Origin of the sequence: Aeromicrobium phoceense, from assembly GCF_013868155.1 — a bacterium.
Taxonomy (GTDB): Bacteria; Actinomycetota; Actinomycetes; order Propionibacteriales; family Nocardioidaceae; genus Aeromicrobium; species Aeromicrobium phoceense.
In genome coordinates, this window is record NZ_JACEOG010000001.1 from 1371852 (window position 1) to 1388979 (window position 17128).

Annotated in this window: 16 protein-coding genes; 11 read left to right on the top strand and 5 right to left on the bottom strand. The window is 71.9% G+C overall.

Features of this window, described 5'->3' with window-relative positions; translation table 11 throughout:
• Window positions 1-7 precede the first annotated feature (7 nt).
• Both H1W00_RS06595 and H1W00_RS06600 read left to right on the top strand, forming a co-directional pair.
• Window positions 8-613 carry a serine O-acetyltransferase gene (locus tag H1W00_RS06595; RefSeq protein ID WP_181754766.1) on the top strand — a complete coding sequence of 202 codons (606 nt, stop codon included), beginning with the start codon at window positions 8-10 and terminating at the stop codon, window positions 611-613.
• Window positions 610-2013, top strand: coding sequence for a class I adenylate-forming enzyme family protein (locus H1W00_RS06600; protein WP_181754768.1), 1404 nt, complete (start codon window positions 610-612; stop codon window positions 2011-2013). The genes H1W00_RS06595 and H1W00_RS06600 overlap by 4 nt, the downstream gene beginning before the upstream one ends.
• Before the next feature lie 3 nt (window positions 2014-2016).
• Here the strand turns inward: H1W00_RS06600 and nadE are convergent, their stop codons facing one another.
• The 3 genes from nadE to H1W00_RS06615 are packed head-to-tail and all read right to left on the bottom strand — an operon-like array spanning window position 2017 to window position 5186.
• Window positions 2017-2982, bottom strand: a complete 966-nt coding sequence (gene nadE / locus H1W00_RS06605) for an NAD(+) synthase (protein WP_181754770.1) — start codon at window positions 2980-2982, stop codon at window positions 2017-2019.
• Complete coding sequence (gene asnB / locus H1W00_RS06610; RefSeq protein ID WP_181754771.1) at window positions 2979-4919, bottom strand: asparagine synthase (glutamine-hydrolyzing); 1941 nt, start codon at window positions 4917-4919, stop codon at window positions 2979-2981. The genes nadE and asnB overlap by 4 nt, the downstream gene beginning before the upstream one ends.
• An 18-nt stretch (window positions 4920-4937) precedes the next feature.
• Entirely contained in the window at window positions 4938-5186 is a 249-nt protein-coding gene (locus H1W00_RS06615) for an acyl carrier protein (protein WP_181754773.1), read from the bottom strand.
• Window positions 5187-5388: 202 nt separating this feature from the next.
• On the opposite strand from H1W00_RS06615, the gene H1W00_RS06620 reads away from it, so the two are divergent.
• The 6 genes from H1W00_RS06620 (at window position 5389) to H1W00_RS06645 (ending at window position 12452) form a co-directional block, all read left to right on the top strand.
• Window positions 5389-6228, top strand: coding sequence for an SGNH/GDSL hydrolase family protein (locus H1W00_RS06620; protein WP_181754775.1), 840 nt, complete (start codon window positions 5389-5391; stop codon window positions 6226-6228).
• Entirely contained in the window at window positions 6225-6611 is a 387-nt protein-coding gene (gene acpS / locus H1W00_RS06625) for a holo-ACP synthase (protein WP_181754777.1), read from the top strand. The genes H1W00_RS06620 and acpS overlap by 4 nt, the downstream gene beginning before the upstream one ends.
• Window positions 6612-6661: 50 nt before the next feature.
• On the top strand, window positions 6662-10141 hold the full coding sequence (mfd, locus tag H1W00_RS06630) for a transcription-repair coupling factor (protein ID WP_181754779.1): 3480 nt from the start codon (window positions 6662-6664) through the stop codon (window positions 10139-10141).
• A 71-nt stretch (window positions 10142-10212) separates the two neighbouring features.
• Window positions 10213-11232, top strand: coding sequence for an LCP family glycopolymer transferase (locus tag H1W00_RS06635; protein WP_181754781.1), 1020 nt, complete (start codon window positions 10213-10215; stop codon window positions 11230-11232).
• A 25-nt stretch (window positions 11233-11257) separates the two neighbouring features.
• Window positions 11258-11881 carry a SurA N-terminal domain-containing protein gene (locus tag H1W00_RS06640; RefSeq protein WP_181754783.1) on the top strand — a complete coding sequence of 208 codons (624 nt, stop codon included), beginning with the start codon at window positions 11258-11260 and terminating at the stop codon, window positions 11879-11881.
• Between the two features lies 1 nt (window position 11882).
• Window positions 11883-12452: a MazG nucleotide pyrophosphohydrolase domain-containing protein gene (locus H1W00_RS06645; RefSeq protein WP_181754785.1), complete on the top strand. Its 570-nt coding sequence runs from the start codon at window positions 11883-11885 to the stop codon at window positions 12450-12452.
• Between the two features lie 107 nt (window positions 12453-12559).
• On the opposite strand, the gene H1W00_RS16485 is transcribed toward H1W00_RS06645, so the two are convergent.
• Both H1W00_RS16485 and H1W00_RS06655 read right to left on the bottom strand, forming a co-directional pair.
• Window positions 12560-13078: an isochorismatase family protein gene (locus H1W00_RS16485; RefSeq protein ID WP_181754787.1), complete on the bottom strand. Its 519-nt coding sequence runs from the start codon at window positions 13076-13078 to the stop codon at window positions 12560-12562.
• Window positions 13075-14577: a purine-cytosine permease family protein gene (locus H1W00_RS06655; protein WP_181754788.1), complete on the bottom strand. Its 1503-nt coding sequence runs from the start codon at window positions 14575-14577 to the stop codon at window positions 13075-13077. The genes H1W00_RS16485 and H1W00_RS06655 overlap by 4 nt, the downstream gene beginning before the upstream one ends.
• 195 nt (window positions 14578-14772) lie before the next feature.
• Between H1W00_RS06655 and eno the strand changes: the two genes are divergently transcribed.
• Genes eno through H1W00_RS06670 form a run of 3 tightly spaced genes read left to right on the top strand, consistent with a single transcriptional unit; the run spans window position 14773 to window position 17093 of the window.
• Window positions 14773-16047, top strand: a complete 1275-nt coding sequence (gene eno, locus H1W00_RS06660; RefSeq protein WP_181754790.1) for a phosphopyruvate hydratase — start codon at window positions 14773-14775, stop codon at window positions 16045-16047.
• 3 nt (window positions 16048-16050) lie between these two features.
• Window positions 16051-16602: an FtsB family cell division protein gene (locus H1W00_RS06665; RefSeq protein WP_181754792.1), complete on the top strand. Its 552-nt coding sequence runs from the start codon at window positions 16051-16053 to the stop codon at window positions 16600-16602.
• Complete coding sequence (locus H1W00_RS06670; RefSeq protein ID WP_181754795.1) at window positions 16599-17093, top strand: DUF501 domain-containing protein; 495 nt, start codon at window positions 16599-16601, stop codon at window positions 17091-17093. The genes H1W00_RS06665 and H1W00_RS06670 overlap by 4 nt, the downstream gene beginning before the upstream one ends.
• The last annotated feature ends 35 nt before the right edge of the window (window positions 17094-17128 follow it).

Below are 17128 nucleotides of genomic sequence, written 5' to 3' on the forward strand. Positions count from 1 at the left end.
TCCTGCCATGACGACAGACCAGGAGCCCGCGAAGCCGACCGCGCCGGTCGTCACCGACCCCACCGAATGGGACATGTCGACGTGGCAGGGCCTGCTCGACATCGTCCGCGAGGACATGGCCTCGCACGCTCCCGGCTGGCTCGTGCCCGCCAAGCACATGCTCGCGGTGCACCGCTTCGGCGAGTGGGTCCACGCTCCCGGGCGCGGCTTCCTCGTCCGCCGCCTGGGCCGGGTGCTCTACAAGTTCGTCAACGCCGCGTACGTCCGGAACGTGCTGGGGTTCGAGGTCAGCCACGACACGGCGATCGGTCACCGCGTGGTCTTCGTCCACCAGAACGGCGTGGTGCTCCAGCCGGGCGCCGTCATCGGCGACGACTGCATGATCTACCACGGCGTCACCCTCGGCCGCCGGTGGGAGCCCGACCACGCGGAGTCGTACTACGCGCCGCCCCGGATCGGCCGCGGCGTCCACCTCGGCGTGGGCAGCGTCGTCATCGGAGCGGTGCGCGTCGGCGACGGCGCCAAGGTCGGTCCCAACGCGGTCGTCGTCACCGACGTCCCGGCCGGCGGCAGCGTGGTGTCGCCCCCCGCCCGGTCGCTGAGGCTGCGATGACGGGTGCCTCGTTCGCCGACCTGCTGAGGTGGACCGACGACCCGCAGCGCGTCGCGGTGATCGACGGGGAGACCGTCCTCACGCGCGGCGACCTGTTCACGCGGGCCCTCGAGCGCGCCGAGCACATCGCGGCCACCGTGCCGGCCGACGAGCGCGTCGCCCTGTCGGGTGCGGGGCACGAGGCCGTCGTCGACATCGTCGCGGTGCTCCTCTCGGGCCGGTCGCTCGTCATGCTGCCGCGACCCACCCCCGAGCGCACCCGCGAGCTCGCGGCGCGGTCGCGGTGCCGGTTCGACCTGGCGGCCGGCACCCTCGAGCCGTTCGGCGTCGAGCCCTCGACCGATCCGCGCCACCTCCCCGCCGACGGCGTCGACGTCGTCGGCTCGCCCGAGGCGCTGCTCCTGTTCACCTCCGGCACGACGAGCGAGCCGAAGGGCGTGCGGCTCTCGGCGCGGAACGTGGCGTGCAACGTCACCGCGGTGAACCAGGTGGTGCAGCCGTGGGACCCCGATCGGGACGTCCTCGGCTTCATCCTCGACCCGACGCACTCCTACGGGTTCTCGATGGTGCTGCTGGCGCTGATGCGCTCGGTGCCCCTGCTGATGACGTCGGGCACCCTGCCGTCGCGACCGCTCGCCGAGCTGCTCGACCATCACGGCGTGACGATCCTGCCGTGCGTCCCCTACTACCTGCGCCTCGTTGCGCGCCGCTTCACGCTCGGCGAGGACTTCGCCCCGGCCCTGCGCATGCTGCTGCTGGCCGGCGGCGGGGTGTCCGACGCCTCGCTCGCCGAGCTGACGCCGGGGTTCGGTGGCGGCACGCACCTCATGTACGGGCTCACCGAGGCCACCGCCCGGGTGGCCGTGCGGCCGCCGGGCAGCACCGCGCCGGCCGACTCCGTGGGCCTGCCCCTGCCGGGCACCACGGTCGACCTCGTCGACGCCGACGGTCGGGTCGCGATGCACGAGGAGGGACGCATCCGCGTGAACGGCCCCTCGGTCTTCATGGGCTACCTCGGCGACCCGGTGCGCGAGCCCGGCACGCCGCTGGTCACCACCGATCTCGGCCGGATGGACGCGCACGGCCACCTCACCGTGACCGGACGGCTCGCGGAGATGATCAACTTCCGCGGCAACCGCGTCTCGGCCGTGGCGGTCGAGGCCGAGGTCGCCCGCGTCGACGGCGTGGCTGGTGCGCTGCTGCTGGCCGACGACACGGTCGAGGACGCGCAGTGCTCGCTGTTCGTCGAGCTGACGCCCGATGCCGATCGCGAGGGACTCACGCGGCGCGTGCTCGCCGCGGTCGACCCGCGCGGCCTCGTGCGCGAGGTGGTGGTGGTCGACCGCCTCGAGACCACGCGCACCGGCAAGCTGGTCAGGCGCCGCCCGGCCGGCGCCTGAGGCTCACAGCGACGTGAGCAGGTACTCGGCGTACAGCGCCCGGCGCGTGTAGAGCTCGAAGAACTTCTCCACGTCCGAGGTGCCCAGGCCGAGGCGCTCGGCGGTGGCCGCCGGGTCCTCCTGCTGGTCCCAGGCCAGCCACAGCTCGTCGTTCATGCGCACCGACGTGCCGTAGAAGTACTCCTCCTGGCTCTGCGGCGCGCTGAACGTGTCGGTCGTGGGCGGCCGCTTCTGCACCGACTCGGGCACGCCGATGTGCGCCGCGACCTCGTAGACGTGCGACTTGAGCAGGTGGCGCAGCGGGAAGACCTCGCCGCAGCCGTCGCCGTGCTTGACGTAGAAGCCCTGGTCGAGCTCGAGGCGGTTGGAGGTGCCCACCACGATCTGGTTGCGCTCGTCGGCGATGCGGTAGGTCGAGAGCATGCGGATGCGCTGCTTCTGGTTGGTCGCGGCCATGATCGTCAGGAAGTCGCGGCCGCCGAGGCGGTGCATCGTCTGCTCGCCGCCGCGGATCACGTTCAGCCGGAAGGACTGGAGCTGCTCGTCGTTGCCCAGCGCCGGATCGAACTCGACCGAGTAGCGGTCGCCGGCGTCCGCGTCGAACTCGGGCACGATCTTGCGGACCACCGCGAGCCGGTCGTCGTAGCAGCCGAGGGCGTCCAGCGGGGCGGTGATGTCGCGGTGCAGCAGCTCGACACCGAACGCGTCGGCGACCTCCTGCGCGTAGCCGACGGTCTCGCCCGAGCTCTCCTTGTCGGGCAGCGTCAGGGCCACGACCCGCTTCGCGCCCAGCGCGCGCACGGCCAGGCCCAGGCAGGCGGAGGAGTCGATGCCGCCGCTGAGCGCGACGATCGCCCCCGTGCGGCGGAAGTGCCGCGCGGTGTCGCGGATGGACGCGACGAGCAGGTCGGTGGTGGCGCCCACGTCCTCGAGGTCGATCCGGCGGCTCAGTTCCTGGATGTCGGTCATGCGGTTCCCCTTCGAAGGTCGGCGTCCGCGTCCGCGAAGCCGTAGGTCTGGACGAGCATCGTGGTGCTGAGGATCCACACGAGCGCGAGGTCGTCGTGGAAGCTCGTGCGGCTGCGATGGGTCTTGTCGATGAGCCACGCCACCCGACGGGGGTCGAAGACCCCGGTGTCGGCCACGGCGTCGGGCGAGAGGTACCGGTCGAGCAGGGCGCGGCCGGTGGGCGAGCGGAAGACGCCGCCCTCGGGCGCGGTGTACGGCTGCTTGACGCGCTCGGTGACCGCGGCGGGGAGGTGGGCGCGCACCGCCTCCTTGAGCACGAGCTTCTCGTTGAGGTCGTGCAGCTTCGAGGCCTCGGGCAGCGTCAGGGCGAAGTCGATGACGTCCTCGTCGAGGAACGGGTACCGGCACTCCACGCTCTGGGCCATGAACGGGCGGTCGCACTGGGTGGCCAGCAGTGAGGTGCCCAGGAAGTAGGTGGCCTCGAGGTACTGCGCCCGCTCGACCGTGGACCACCCGTGGAAGGCGTCGGGCAGCCGATCGCGGACGCGCCCGAGGGTGCCCTCGAGCGAGGTCTGCTCGCGTAGCGGCTCGGCGAGGTACTGGGTGATCCGGAAGGCCGCCGACCAGCGGTGCAGGTGGGAGAAGACGGGGTCGTCGCGCTGCTCGAGTCCGCGCTCGTAGAACGCGGCGCTCGCTCCGCGACCCAGCTGCTCCTGGTGGGCCAGCGCCTTCTCGAGCAGCCGGCCGAAGGCGGGGGAGTCGGGGTCGGCGGCCCAGGCGTCGCGGATGGACGCCACCTTGAACACGTCGTAGCCGCAGAACAGCTCGTCGGCGCCCTCGCCGCTCAGCACGGCGCGCGAGCCGCTGTGCTTGATCCGCTCGGCCAGCGCGATCGAGGACCCCGGCGCCGTGCGCATGAGCGGCAGCTCGGCGTGGCGCGTGATCAGCTCGAGGGCCGAGGCGACGGACTCGTCGTCACACACGATCGCGTCGTGGTTCGTGCCGAAGTGCTCCGAGACGAGTGCTTGGTAGGGAGCCTCGTTGAGTCCCTCCTGGGCGAACTGGATCGAGAAGCTGTCGATCGTCTGGTCGGGCCGGATCGAGCGCAGGGCCGCGAGCACCGCGCTGGAGTCCAGCCCACCCGACAGCAGCACGGCGGGGTCGCCGTACTGGGGGACCCGGCGCTCGACCGCGGCCGTGAGCAGCCCGAGCAGCTCCTTGGCCTGGTCGTCGACGCTGCGGTCGTCGCGCTGCTCGGCGAACTCGAAGCGCCAGTAGCGCGAGGCGGTCTCGTGGCCGTCGTGGGACTCGACGAAGCCGCCGGCCGGGACGGAGGAGACGCCGTGGAACGCCGTGCGCCCGGGGTGCAGTCCCCACAGCACCCCGGCGTCGACGATGTCGGGCAGCGACATGGGGGTGCGCAGTCCCGCGTCGGCGAACGCCTTGACCTCGGAGGCGAAGACCAGCTCGTCGGCGGGCGTCCGCGTCCAGAACAGCGGGACGATGCCGAGCCGGTCGCGCGCCAGCAGCAGCCGGCGCCGGTCGGCGTCCCAGAACGCGATCGCGAACTGGCCGCGGAAGCGGGCGAACGCGTCGGAGCCCCACTCCATCAGGGCGTGCAGCACGACCTCGGTGTCACCGGAGGTGCGGAACGTGTGCCCGACGCCCTCCAGCGCGGACCGCAGCTCGGCGAAGTTGTAGACCTCGCCGTTGAACGACAGGAGGTAGCGCCCGGCGTCGTCGGCCATCGGCTGGCGCGACGTGGGCTTGTCGACCAGCGCGAGCCGGACCGTGCCGAAGTGCGCGGCGCCCGAGCTGGTGGAGAGGCTCTCGTCCGGGCCGCGGTGCGCGATGCTGGCCAGCATCCGCTCCACCGACCGGAGTCGGTGGGCGTCGTCGTGGGACGCCGGTGCGACGATCCCCGCAATTCCGCACATGGCCGGTCCGGTGGCGAATCAGCTGTGCTGCACGATGAAGTCGACGACGGAGTCCACGGACGCGAAGGTGGCCCGGGTCTCCTCCTCGGCGGCGAGGGGCCGCCCGATGCGGTCCTCGACGAACACGGCGACCTCGGCGATGCCGAGGGAGTCCAGGACGTCGTCCACGAGGGGGGAGTCGTCCTTCAGCTCGTCCGGATCGAGGGGAATGAGCTCTCCGAGGATCAACTCGCGCAGCTCGGTCACGAGCTCTTCTCGCGTGGCCATGGGCACTCCTTTACCTTCTGTCACACCTGCCGGTGCCAGCCCGGGGTCGACCGTCCCGGTGTCCGGACACTACCAGTCGAATTACGGGGAATTCATGGGTTTCCGGCAACGGTCGGACGGTACGATCGGGGCACCGGATCACGTATCTCCCACGAGTCCCGCGGCTCCTTGGTGATACCACCGCGACGAGAGGAGTTCGACGATGCGCAAGGCCTGGGTCATCCTGGTGGCGCTGCTGGCCGCCGTCGCCCTCGCCGCGGGCATCGGGATCGCCGTCGCGGCCGACGTCGACGAGGTCGCCGGCGAACCCTTCACCCCCGTCGAGGCGAGCGAGGCCGACATGGAATCACTGGGCGACACCAAGGTCTTCTTCGCGCACCAGTCGGTGGGCGACGACGTCCTGCGCGGGATTGGGCTGATCCACGAGCAGGAGGGCCTGCCCGCTCCCGAGGTCACCGAGGCCACGTCCGTCGCGGGTCCGGGCATCACCCACATGCACGTCGGCACCAACGGCGATCCGCTCGGCAAGATCAAGGAGTTCGACTCCGTGGTCCGTGCCGGGGTCGGCGACCAGGCCGACGTCGTCGTGTTCAAGCTCTGCTACGTCGACCTGTGGGCGTCCTCCGACCTCGACGAGGTCTTCACGGCCTACCGCGACACGCTGCGCTCGCTGCAGGAGGCCTACCCGGACACCACGTTCGTCGCCACGACCGAGCCGGTCACCACGCGACGCAGCTGGAAGGGCTGGGTCAAGAAGGCGATCGGGCGCGACGACGGCCTCGCGAACGAGAACAACGTCGCCCGCGAGCGCTACAACCAGATGATCCGCGCGGAGTTCTCCGAGCCGGGCGGGCTGTGGGACGTCGCCGCGATGCAGTCCACGACACCCTCGGGCGAGCGGGTCGCGGCCTCCGAGGACGGCCAGACCTTCTACTCCCTCTACGACGGGTACGCCCGCGATCCCGGCCACCTGAACGAGGCCGGCAGCATCGTCGCCGCCCACAGCTTCCTGGCCACGGTGGCGGCGGCGAACCGGTCGTGACCCCCGGCGTCGCCTGCGGGGTCGACATCGTGTCGGTCGCCCGCATCCGGGCCGCCGTGGAGCGCTCGGGCCCCCGGTTCCTGCAGAAGTACTGGACCGAGGACGAGCTGGCCTACTGCGCGGGGCGGCCCGAGCGACTGGCAGCCCGGTGGGCGGCGAAGGAGGCCGTGATGAAGGTCCTGGAGGGCGGCTTCGACCGGTTCGACCCGCTCTCGATCGAGGTGCGCCGCGACGTCGGGGGAGTCCCGCGGCTCGAGCTCGCGGCTGCCGCCGCCGACCACGCGCGCGAGGTCGGCCTCGCATCGTGGTCCCTCTCGCTCTCGCACGAGCAGGAGCACGCGATCGCGATGGTCACGGCACTGCGCTGGCCCCCGTCGTCCTGAGGCTCGCCCGGCGGGTCCCGCGCGGTCCCAGCCCGTAGGCTTGACAGGCCATGGCACAACCTGAACTGACCGCGGCGGTCGCCGCTGAACCCCATCTCCTCGAGTTCGCCTCCGCCCTGCGCGGAGGTGCCGCGACGGCGCAGCTGACGGCTCCTCCCGCGTTCCACCCGTTCGTCGCCGCGGCCCTGTCCGGCGACGAGTCCGTCGTCGTGGCCGTGACCGCCACCGAGCGCGAGGCCGACGACCTGGCTGCCGCGGTCGGCGCCCTGATCGGCCCCGAGCTGGTCGCGTCGTTCCCCGCGTGGGAGACGCTGCCCCACGAGCGGCTGTCGCCGCGCTCGGACACCGTGGGCCGGCGGCTCGCCGTGCTGCGCCGCGTCGTCCACGGCGGCGACGAGCGCCCGCGCGTCGTGGTGGCGCCGATCCGGTCGATGCTGCAGCCGCAGGTCAAGGGGCTGGCCGACCTCGAGCCGGTCGAGCTGCGCGCCGGCCAGGACGTCGAGCTCGACGACATCGTCGCCCGCCTGGCCGCAGCCGCCTACACCCGCGTCGACCTGGTCGAGCGGCGCGGCGAGTTCGCCGTCCGCGGTGGCATCGTCGACGTCTTCCCGCCCACCGAGGACCACCCGCTGCGCGTGGAGTTCTGGGGCGACACGGTCGACGAGATCCGGCGCTTCGCCGTGGCCGACCAGCGCACCCTCGAGCCGGTCGACCGGCTGTGGGCGGCGCCGTGCCGCGAGCTGCTGCTCACCGACGAGGTCCGCGCCGCCGCCGCGCGGTACGCCGTGAGCCACCCCTCGCTGGCCGAGCTCTTCACGAAGCTGTCGGAGGGTCACGCGGTCGAGGGCATGGAGTCGCTGGCCCCCGTGCTGGCGGGGGAGATGGAGCTGTTCGTCGACCTGCTGCCGCCGGGGTCGACGATCGTGACGTCCGAGCCCGAGCGGATCAAGGCGCGCGCCGCCGACCTGTTCGCCACCAGCGAGGAGTTCCTCGCCGCGTCGTGGGCCACGGCTGCCGGCGGCGGCGAGAGCCCGATCGACCTCGGCTCGGCGGGCTTCCACGAGCTCGACGACGTCCGCGAGCACGCCGCGAAGCTCGGCCTGGGCTGGGGCGAGGTCTCCTCCTTCGCCCTCGACGAGTCGCACGTCGTGCAGGCCGAGCCGGCCCCGCAGTACCGCGGTGACACCGAGGCGGCGTTCGCCGACATCGTGAAGTGGCGGGCCGAGGGCCGCCACCTCGTCCTCGTGGCCCCGGCGCACGGGCAGGCCCAGCGCACCGTGGAGTGGCTCGCCGAGCACGACGTCCCCGGCGCCATCGTCGACCGTGCCGACGGGTCCGACGGCATCGAGCGCGGCGTCGTCCAGGTGATCTGCGCCGAGATCGGGCACGGGTTCGTCTCGGACTCGCTCGGCCTCGTCCTGCTGACGCGCGACGACCTCGTGGGCCAGCGCGCCGTCGAGCGCACGACGAAGTCGATGCCCGCGAGGCGCCGGCGGCAGATCGACCCCCTCGAGCTCAAGCCCGGCGACGCCGTCGTCCACGAGCAGCACGGCGTCGCCCGCTACGTCGAGCTGGTCAACCGCGTCGTCCACGGCGCGGCCCGCGAGTACCTCGTGCTCGAGTACGCGCCCAGCAAGCGCGGCCAGCCCGCCGACCGGCTGTTCGTCCCGATGGACCAGCTCGACCAGGTCAGCCGCTACATCGGCGGCGAGTCGCCGTCGCTCGACCGACTCGGCGGTGGCGACTGGTCGAACCGCAAGTCCAGGGCCCGCAAGGCGGTGCGCCAGATCGCCGACGAGCTGATCAAGCTCTACGCCGCGCGCCAGTCCACGAAGGGTCACGCCTTCGGCCCCGACACCCCGTGGCAGGCCGAGCTCGAGGACGCGTTCGCGCATGTCGAGACCCCCGACCAGCTCGCCACGATCGACGAGGTCAAGCGCGACATGGAGCGCACCGTCCCGATGGACCGCCTCGTGTGCGGCGACGTCGGCTACGGCAAGACCGAGATCGCCGTCCGCGCGGCGTTCAAGGCGATCCAGGACGGCAAGCAGGTCATCCTGCTGGTGCCCACGACGCTGCTCGTGCAGCAGCACTACGCCACGTTCGCCGAGCGCTTCGGCCAGTTCCCGGTCACGATCCGGCCGCTGTCGCGGTTCCAGAGCGACAAGGAGTCCAAGGCCACCCTCGAGGGGCTGGCCGACGGCTCCGTCGACCTCGTCATCGGCACCCACCGGCTGCTCCAGCCCGGCGTGCGGATCAAGGACCTCGGGCTCGTCATCGTCGACGAGGAGCAGCGCTTCGGTGTCGAGCACAAGGAGGCGCTCAAGCACCTGCGCGCCGCCGTGGACGTGCTGAGCATGTCGGCCACCCCGATCCCGCGCACGCTCGAGATGGCCGTCACCGGCATCCGTGAGATGAGCACCATCGCCACCCCACCGGAGGAGCGCCACCCGGTGCTCTCCTTCGTCGGTCCGTACGAGGACAAGCAGGTGACGGCAGCGATCCGTCGCGAGCTGCTGCGCGAGGGCCAGGTCTTCTACCTGCACAACCGCGTGCAGAGCATGGACAAGACCGCCGCCCACATCCGCGAGCTCGTGCCCGAGGCCCGCGTGGCCGTGGCCCACGGCAAGATGGGCGAGCACCAGCTCGAGGAGGTCATGGTCGCCTTCTGGGAGAAGCGCTTCGACGTCCTGGTCTGCACCACGATCGTTGAGTCGGGCCTCGACGTGTCGAACGCCAACACGATGCTCATCGAGCGCGCCGACACCCTCGGCCTCTCGCAGCTGCACCAGCTGCGCGGCCGCGTCGGCCGTGGCCGCGAGCGCGCGTACGCCTACTTCCTCTACCCGCCCGACAAGCCGCTCACCGAGACGGCGCACGACCGGCTCGTCACGATCGCCCAGCACTCCGAGCTCGGCGGCGGCATGGCCGTGGCGATGAAGGACCTCGAGATCCGCGGTGCGGGCAACCTGCTCGGCGGCGAGCAGTCCGGGCACATCGCCGACGTCGGCTTCGACCTCTACATCCGGCTCGTCGGCGAGGCGGTCGCGGAGTTCCGCGGCGACGCGGCGCCCGAGAAGGAGGTCAAGCTCGAGCTCCCCGTCGAGGCGCACCTGCCGCACGACTACGTGCCCAGCGAGCGACTGCGCCTGGAGATGTACAAGCGGCTCGCCGACGTGCGGGCCACCTCCGACATCGACGAGCTGCGCACCGAGCTGCAGGACCGTTACGGCAAGCTGCCCGACTCCGTGGAGGCCCTGCTCGACGTGGCGGCGCTGCGGGTCAAGGTGCGGGCCGCGGGCCTCACCGAGGTGACCTCGGCCGGGTCCAACATCCGGTTCAACCCCGTCACGCTGCCGGAGTCGGCGAAGCTGCGCATCAACCGCATCTACCCCAAGAGCCTGTACAAGGAGGCCGTCAAGGTCCTGCTCGTGCCGGCTCCGCGCGAGCCCGGGATCGGCGGCAAGCCGCTGCGTGGGCGCGAGCTGCTCGACTGGGTCGGGCGCGTCGTCGACACCATCGTCGGCTGACTCCGGCGCAGCCTCCTGAGAGGTTGCTGAATCCGCGGAAACACCGGCGGAATCTCGGTTACTGTCAGGCGGTGACCGACACCGAAGCCCCCGTCGCCGCGGCGCCCAAGCCGCGGTGGCGGCGCGTGCTGCGGAGCCTGGTGATCGTCACGACGATCGTCGTCACGGTCGCGGTGCTCGCGGCCGTGGGCACCGGCGTGTGGGTCCAGAGCCGGCTGGGCGGCCAGGTCGAGCACCTGCCGTCGGCGATGCCGCAGGGGAAGCGCCCCGCGGAGTCCGCCGGGGACTCGATGAACATCCTGCTGATGGGCAGCGACAAGCGCGTCGACGGCTCCGTCGCCGGCCAGCGCAGCGACACGATGATGGTGGTGCACGTCCCCTCCGACCGCAGCGGGCTCGGTGTCGTCGGCATCCCGCGCGACTCCTGGGTCCAGGTGCCCGGCCGCGGGCCGGCCAAGATCAACGCCGCGTTCGCCTGGGGCGGCCCGGCGCTCGCCGTCGAGACGGTCGAGAACCTCACCGACGTCCGCGTCGACCACGTGGCGGTCATCGACTGGGAGGGCTTCAAGGCCCTCACCGACGCGATGGGCGGTGTCGAGATCACGGTGCCGGCCACCGTCACCGACGGGTACTCCGGCCGCACGTGGCAGGCCGGCACGCAGCGCATGGACGGCGCGACCGCGCTGGACTACGTGCGTCAGCGGGCCGGGCTCGCCGGCGGTGACTTCGACCGCATCAAGCGCCAGCAGAACTTCCTGCGCGCGCTGATGGCCCAGGTGCTCTCCACGCGGACTTTCGCCAATCCCTTCCGCATGTACGACGCCCTCGACGCGGTCACCGCGAACCTGACGGTGGACGCGGGCTGGAGCACCGGGGACCTGCGCGACTTCGCCTGGTCGCTGCGGTCGATCCGCTCCGAGGACGTGGCGTTCACGACCGTGCCGGTTAAGGGCACGGGTATGGAGGGCGACCAGAGCGTCGTCTACCTCGACCGCCAGGCCGGCGAGGAGATGTGGAAGGCCGTCCGCGAGGACGCGGTGGCCGAGTGGGTCGCCGAGACCGGCACGGGCCTGCCGGCTGACGTGAACTGAATCACGCTCCCGGTACGCTGACGCCATGTCGAAGACCCGCCTGGCCGTCCTCGGGCTCGCCGCGCTGCTGATGGCGGGCTGTGGCCCCGTCAATCCCGGTGCCGCGGCCGTCGTGGACGGCACCCGGATCCCCATGTCCGACGTCGAGGAAGTCGCCGACGTGTACTGCACCGCCTCCCTCTCGGGCCAGAGCGGCAGCGCCGCCGGCATCGACTCGGCCGCCCTGCGCCGCCAGTCGGTCGCCGACCTGGTCTCGGGCGAGGTCGCCGACCAGGTCGCGAAGGACCGCGGCTACGACGTCACGGTGCCGGCGCTGGCCACGGCCGACCAGGAGCAGCTGGTGCAGATGTTCGGTGACGACCTCGACGCGGCGCTGAGGCTGATCGAGCGCAACCAGCGCACCGGCGTCATCGCCCAGGAGATGGCGCGCGAGGCCGGCGCCTCGATCCAGGAGGGCGAGCAGCTGCTCCAGGCCGGCCAGCAGCTGCTGGCCGAGGCCACCGCCGAGGCCGACATCTCGGTCGACCCGCGGTTCGGCCTCGACGAGACCATCCAGCAGATCGCCGAGACCGGATCGCTGTCGGTGTTCGGCGGCGAGCTGGACGCCACGGCCACCGAGGACCGGCCCGCGGCGCTCCAGTGCTCCTGACGTGAGCCGGGAGTTCGACCGCCTCGTCGAGGTGATGCGGCGGCTGCGCGCCGAGTGCCCGTGGACCCATGAGCAGACCCACGCGTCGCTGCGCCGCTACGTCATCGAGGAGGCCTACGAGACCGCCGAGGCGATCGACCTCGCCGACTCGGGGCACCTGCGCGAGGAGCTGGGCGACCTGCTGATGCAGGTCGTCATCCACGCCGCCATCGCCGAGTCCGACGACGAGGGCTGGACCACCGACGACGTGGTGCGCGAGATCGCGGACAAGCTGGTGCACCGGAACCCCCACGTCTTCGGCGACGTGACCGTGACGTCAGCGGCCGAGGTCGACGCCAACTGGCAGCGCCTCAAGGCCGAGCGCAAGCAGCGCACCCACCCCACGGAGGGCATCCCGGCCGACCTGCCGGCCCTCATGGCCGCCGACAAGGTGCTGGGCCGGGTCGACCGCCCCGTCGAGGGCGACGGCCTCGGCGCGGACCTGCTGAGACTGGTCGAGAAGGCCCGTGCCGCCGGCCTCGACCCGGAGGCCGAGCTGCGGCGAGCCACCCGCCGCCACGCCGACGGCTGATCTCGATACACCGTCTCGCTGCGCTCGCCGGCACTCGATCACCGGGCCGCCCGGTGGTCGAGTAGCTCCGCGAGGCACGAGCGGGCGTATCGAGACCAGGCCCGGCCTCAGACGACGGTGATCTGCGGACCGTAGAGCGCCATCACGTCGAGCGCCTTGGCGTGGTTCTCCGGCGTCGACCCGGCGCAGGCCCGCGCGACGACGCGCACCGTCGCACCCGCGTCCGCGGCCGCCAGGGCGGTAGAGATGACACAGCAGTCGGTGGCCACCCCGGCCAGCACCAGCTCGGGCGCCGGCCCCGTCACGGCCTCGAGCGCCGGCCACTTGCCGAACGTGGTGGCGTCGACGGTGCCACCGGCGGCCAGGTCGGCCACCTCGGGCACGAGGTCGAACAGCGCGTCCCCGGGCGGACGGTCGGCGAAGGGCCACGCCTCGAAGTAAGCGTTCCAAGCGCCCACCCGCTCGTCACCCACAGCCGGCACCCATCGCGTGACGATCGTGCGGTGCCGCGCCGCGAGCTCACGCACCGGCTCGACGATCGCCTCGAACATGGGCGACCCCCACGGCGAGTTTGGCGCCGCGAAGACCCGCTGCGGGTCGATCACGACGAGCCAGGGCTCGCTCACGCGCGCTCCTCCTGGCGGGCCACCCGCCCGCGCTGCAGCAGCAGGGTCGCGAGGAATCCGATCGCGAAGGCCAGCAGGACGCCGAGGTTGGCGTAGGCCCAGTTGCCGTCCCAGTACGCCCCGTCCTCGACCCACGTGGCGAGGCCGAGCGGCTCGAGCAGGTAGCCCTGCCAGTTGTTCCAGGAGGCGTCCTGCGCGAAGTTGTTCACGACCAGGCCCCAGCCGATGACCGACGCGACCACCATCGCGGCGATCGCACCCCAGTTCACCGCGCCGTACCGCCCGCCGGAGTCGAACAGCGCTGCCTCGTCGTAGTCGCTGCGGCGCAAGGCGATGTCGGCGATCACGATGCCCGCCCACGCCGCGATCGGGACGCCGAGCGTGATGAGGAAGCTCTGGAAGGGCGCCAGGAAGCTCTCGGCGAAGAAGACCACGTAGATCGTGCCGAGCGTCAGGATCACGCCGTCGACGAACGCGGCGGTGGGCCGGGGGATCTTCACGCCGAGGCTCAGCAGCGTGAGGCCGGAGGAGTAGATACCGAGGACGGCGCCGCTGACCAGGGCCAGCACGGAGGCGACCAGGAAGGGCACGAGGTACCAGGTCGGCAGCACCGTGGCGAGGGTGCCGATCGGGTCGTTGACGATGCCGGCGCTGAGCTCGGGCGACGACCCGGCGAGCAGGATGCCGTAGAGGACGAGCACCACGGGGGCCAGCGCGCCGCCGACGGTGTTCCACAGGACGATCTGGGCACCCGGAGTGGAGCGGCGCTGGTACCGCGACCAGTCGGCGGCGATGTTGATCCAGCCGAAGCCGAAGCCCGTCATCACCATCACGAAGGCGCCGATGGTGGCTTGGCCCGAGCCGTTCGGCAGCGCGGTGACGGCGTCGAGGTCGATCTCGTCCAGCGTGAGGAGGATGTAGCCGATCGTGGCCAGGCCGGTGAGCCACGTCAGGACCGACTGCATCCGCATGATGATGTGGTAGCCCGCCACGGAGGCGGCCACGATGAGCGCGGCCACCACGAGCATCGCGATGACCTTCACCGCGTCGCCGCTGCTCCAGCCGAGCTCGCGGAACACCGTCGCGGTCGCGAGGGTCGCCATGATCGCCAGGAAGGTCTCCCAGCCGATCGAGATGATCCAGCTGAAGACGCCCGGCAGCTTCTGGCCGACGACGCCGAACGGCGCGCGGGACAGGATCATCGTGGGCGCGGAGCCGCGCTTGCCGGCGATGGCCACGAGTCCGCACGCGGCGAACGACACGACGATGCCCAGGACGGCGACGAGCACGGCCTGCCACAGCGAGATGCCGAAGCCGAGCACGTAGCTGCCGTACGAGATGCCGAAGACCGACACGTTGGCCGCGAACCACGGCCAGAACAGGTCGGAGGGCTTGGCGGTGCGCTCGCCCTCGTCGATGATCTCGATGCCGGTGGTCTCGATGCCCGCGCGGCGGACCGCCTCGAGGCCCCTGCCGGGCCCCTCGCTGTGAATCGTCATGTCCGTCCTCCTGCCGATGCCTGGGCTCACTGTCCCACGCAGGCGACGAAGGATGAGGCATTCGGCCCCGCTGCGGTACCCGAATGCATCATCGTTCGTCCGGCGGGCGCGGGGTCACCCCGGCACAGGGGCCCACGGCGCTACGCTGGGGCTGCTCGACTCCCACACCTTCCGCCACCCACCGAGGAGCCTGCCGTGGCCATCATTCATGACGTCGCCGCCCGAGAGATCCTGGACTCCCGGGGCAACCCGACCGTCGAGGTCGAGGTCGTCCTGGACGACGGCACGCTGGGCCGCGCCGCGGTCCCCTCGGGTGCCTCCACCGGTCAGTTTGAGGCCGTCGAGCTGCGTGACGGCGGCGACCGCTACCTCGGCAAGGGCGTGCTCAAGGCCGTCGAGGCCGTCAACGGCCCCCTGGCCGAGCTCCTCGTCGGGTTCGACGCCGACGACCAGCGCGCGATCGACGAGGCGATGCTCGACCTCGACGGCACGCCCAACAAGGGCCAGTACGGCGCCAACGCGATCCTGGGCATCTCGCTCGCCGTCGCCCACGCGGCCGCTGAGTCGGCCGGCCTGCCGCTGTTCCGCTACGTCGGCGGCCCCAACGCCCACGTGCTTCCCGTGCCGATGATGAACATCCTCAACGGCGGTGCCCACGCCGACTCCAACGTCGACGTGCAGGAGTTCATGGTCGCGCCGATCGGCGCCGAGAGCTTCGCCGAGTCGCTGCGCTGGGGCGCCGAGGTCTACCACGCGCTCAAGGGCGTCCTGCACGACCGCGGCCTGTCCACGGGTCTGGGCGACGAGGGCGGCTTCGCGCCCAACCTCGAGAGCAACCGCGCCGCGCTCGACCTCATCGCGGTCGCGGTGGAGAAGGCCGGGTTCACGCTGGGCTCCGACATCGCGCTGGCGATGGACGTCGCGGCGAGCGAGTTCCACGGCGATGCCGGCTACACGTTCGAGGGCGTGGCCAAGTCGACCGACGAGATGATCACGTACTACAGCGAGCTCGTCGCCTCCTACCCGATCGTGTCGATCGAGGACCCGCTCGACGAGGAGGATTGGGCCGGCTGGACCGCGATCACCGCGGCGCTGGGCGACAAGACGCAGCTCGTCGGCGACGACCTGTTCGTCACCAACGTCGAGCGCCTGGGCCGCGGCATCGCCGAGAAGGCCGGCAACGCGATGCTGGTCAAGGTCAACCAGATCGGCTCGCTGTCGGAGACCCTCGACGCCGTCGACCTCGCGCACCGCGCCGGGTTCCACAACATGATGAGCCACCGCTCGGGCGAGACCGAGGACGTCACGATCGCCGACCTCGCGGTCGCCACGAACTGCGGCCAGATCAAGACCGGCGCCCCGGCCCGCTCGGACCGCGTCGCCAAGTACAACCAGCTGCTGCGCATCGAGGAGCTGCTCGGCCCCGCCGCCAGCTACGCGGGCGCGCAGGCCTTCCCGAGGTTCGCCTGAGCCATGGCAGGACGCGGATCGTCCCCGTCGTCGCGCCGACCCACGGGTCGGCGCGACGGCCGGTCGACCCCCCGCACCACGTCACGCCCCACCACCGCACCCGTCGTCGCGGCGGCGCCGGGCGGCTCCGGTACCCGGTTCACCACCCGCGCCCTGATCCTGCTGGGCGTGGCGGTCATGCTGATCGCCTCCTACACGGCCTCGGTGCACGCGTGGTGGCAGCAGCGCTCCGAGATCGCCGCGCTCGAGGCGCAGAACCGACAGACCAGCGCCGAGATCGAGGACCTCGAGGACCAGCAGCGCAGGTGGAGCGACCCGGCCTACATCCGCCAGCAGGCGCGCGAGCGCTTCGGCTGGGTCATGCCCGGCGAGATCGGCTACCGCGTCATCGGCGTGGACGGCGAGCTGAAGGGCCAGTCCTCGCGCCTCGAGGAGCCCGAGGTCGCACCGCGCCAGCCGTGGGTGGAGCGGCTCTGGGGCTCGGTCGAGGCCGCCGGGACCCCCGAGCAGGAGTCCGCGCCGCAGGGCGACCCCGAACTGGAGACCGACGAATGATCGACCCCGCCGACATCGCCGCGATCACCGAGCAGCTCGGCCGGCCGCCCCGCGGGATGATCGAGATCTCCTCGCGCTGCCCTTCCGGGCACCCGAACGGCGTGAAGACCGAGCCGCGGCTGCCCGACGGCACGCCCTTCCCCACGCTGTACTACCTGACGTGCCCCCGCCTGACCGGCGCGATCGGCACGCTCGAGGCCTCGGGCCTGATGGCCGAGATGACCCAGCGACTCGGCGAGGACGCCGAGCTGGCCGCGGCCTACCGCGCGGCCCACGAGTCGTACCTGGCCGAGCGCGAGGCGATCGGGCACGTCGAGGAGATCGACGGCATCAGCGCCGGCGGCATGCCCGACCGCGTCAAGTGCCTCCACGTGCTGGTCGGCCACTCGCTGGCGAAGGGCCCGGGCGTGAACCCCCTCGGCGACGAGGCGGTCCGCCTGCTGGGCGACTACTGGGGCCACTCGGCGTGCGCGCCCGCCGACCCCGCCTGACCGAGGCCCTCGCACCGGCGCGGAGCCGGGCCACG

What these genes read in the sequence shown, in the direction of transcription:
- H1W00_RS06665 (WP_181754792.1), top strand. Translation starts at nt 16,051, where the DNA reads ATGGCAGGACGCGGATCGTCCCCGTCGTCGCGCCGACCCACGGGTCGG.
- mfd (WP_181754779.1), top strand. Translation starts at nt 6,662, where the DNA reads ATGGCACAACCTGAACTGACCGCGGCGGTCGCCGCTGAACCCCATCTC.
- nadE (WP_181754770.1), bottom strand. Translation starts at nt 2,982, where the DNA reads ATGACCGACATCCAGGAACTGAGCCGCCGGATCGACCTCGAGGACGTG.
- H1W00_RS06655 (WP_181754788.1), bottom strand. Translation starts at nt 14,577, where the DNA reads ATGACGATTCACAGCGAGGGGCCCGGCAGGGGCCTCGAGGCGGTCCGC.
- H1W00_RS06620 (WP_181754775.1), top strand. Translation starts at nt 5,389, where the DNA reads ATGCGCAAGGCCTGGGTCATCCTGGTGGCGCTGCTGGCCGCCGTCGCC.
- H1W00_RS06600 (WP_181754768.1), top strand. Translation starts at nt 610, where the DNA reads ATGACGGGTGCCTCGTTCGCCGACCTGCTGAGGTGGACCGACGACCCG.
- H1W00_RS06615 (WP_181754773.1), bottom strand. Translation starts at nt 5,186, where the DNA reads ATGGCCACGCGAGAAGAGCTCGTGACCGAGCTGCGCGAGTTGATCCTC.
- H1W00_RS06595 (WP_181754766.1), top strand. Translation starts at nt 8, where the DNA reads ATGACGACAGACCAGGAGCCCGCGAAGCCGACCGCGCCGGTCGTCACC.
- H1W00_RS06670 (WP_181754795.1), top strand. Translation starts at nt 16,599, where the DNA reads ATGATCGACCCCGCCGACATCGCCGCGATCACCGAGCAGCTCGGCCGG.
- H1W00_RS06640 (WP_181754783.1), top strand. Translation starts at nt 11,258, where the DNA reads ATGTCGAAGACCCGCCTGGCCGTCCTCGGGCTCGCCGCGCTGCTGATG.
- asnB (WP_181754771.1), bottom strand. Translation starts at nt 4,919, where the DNA reads ATGTGCGGAATTGCGGGGATCGTCGCACCGGCGTCCCACGACGACGCC.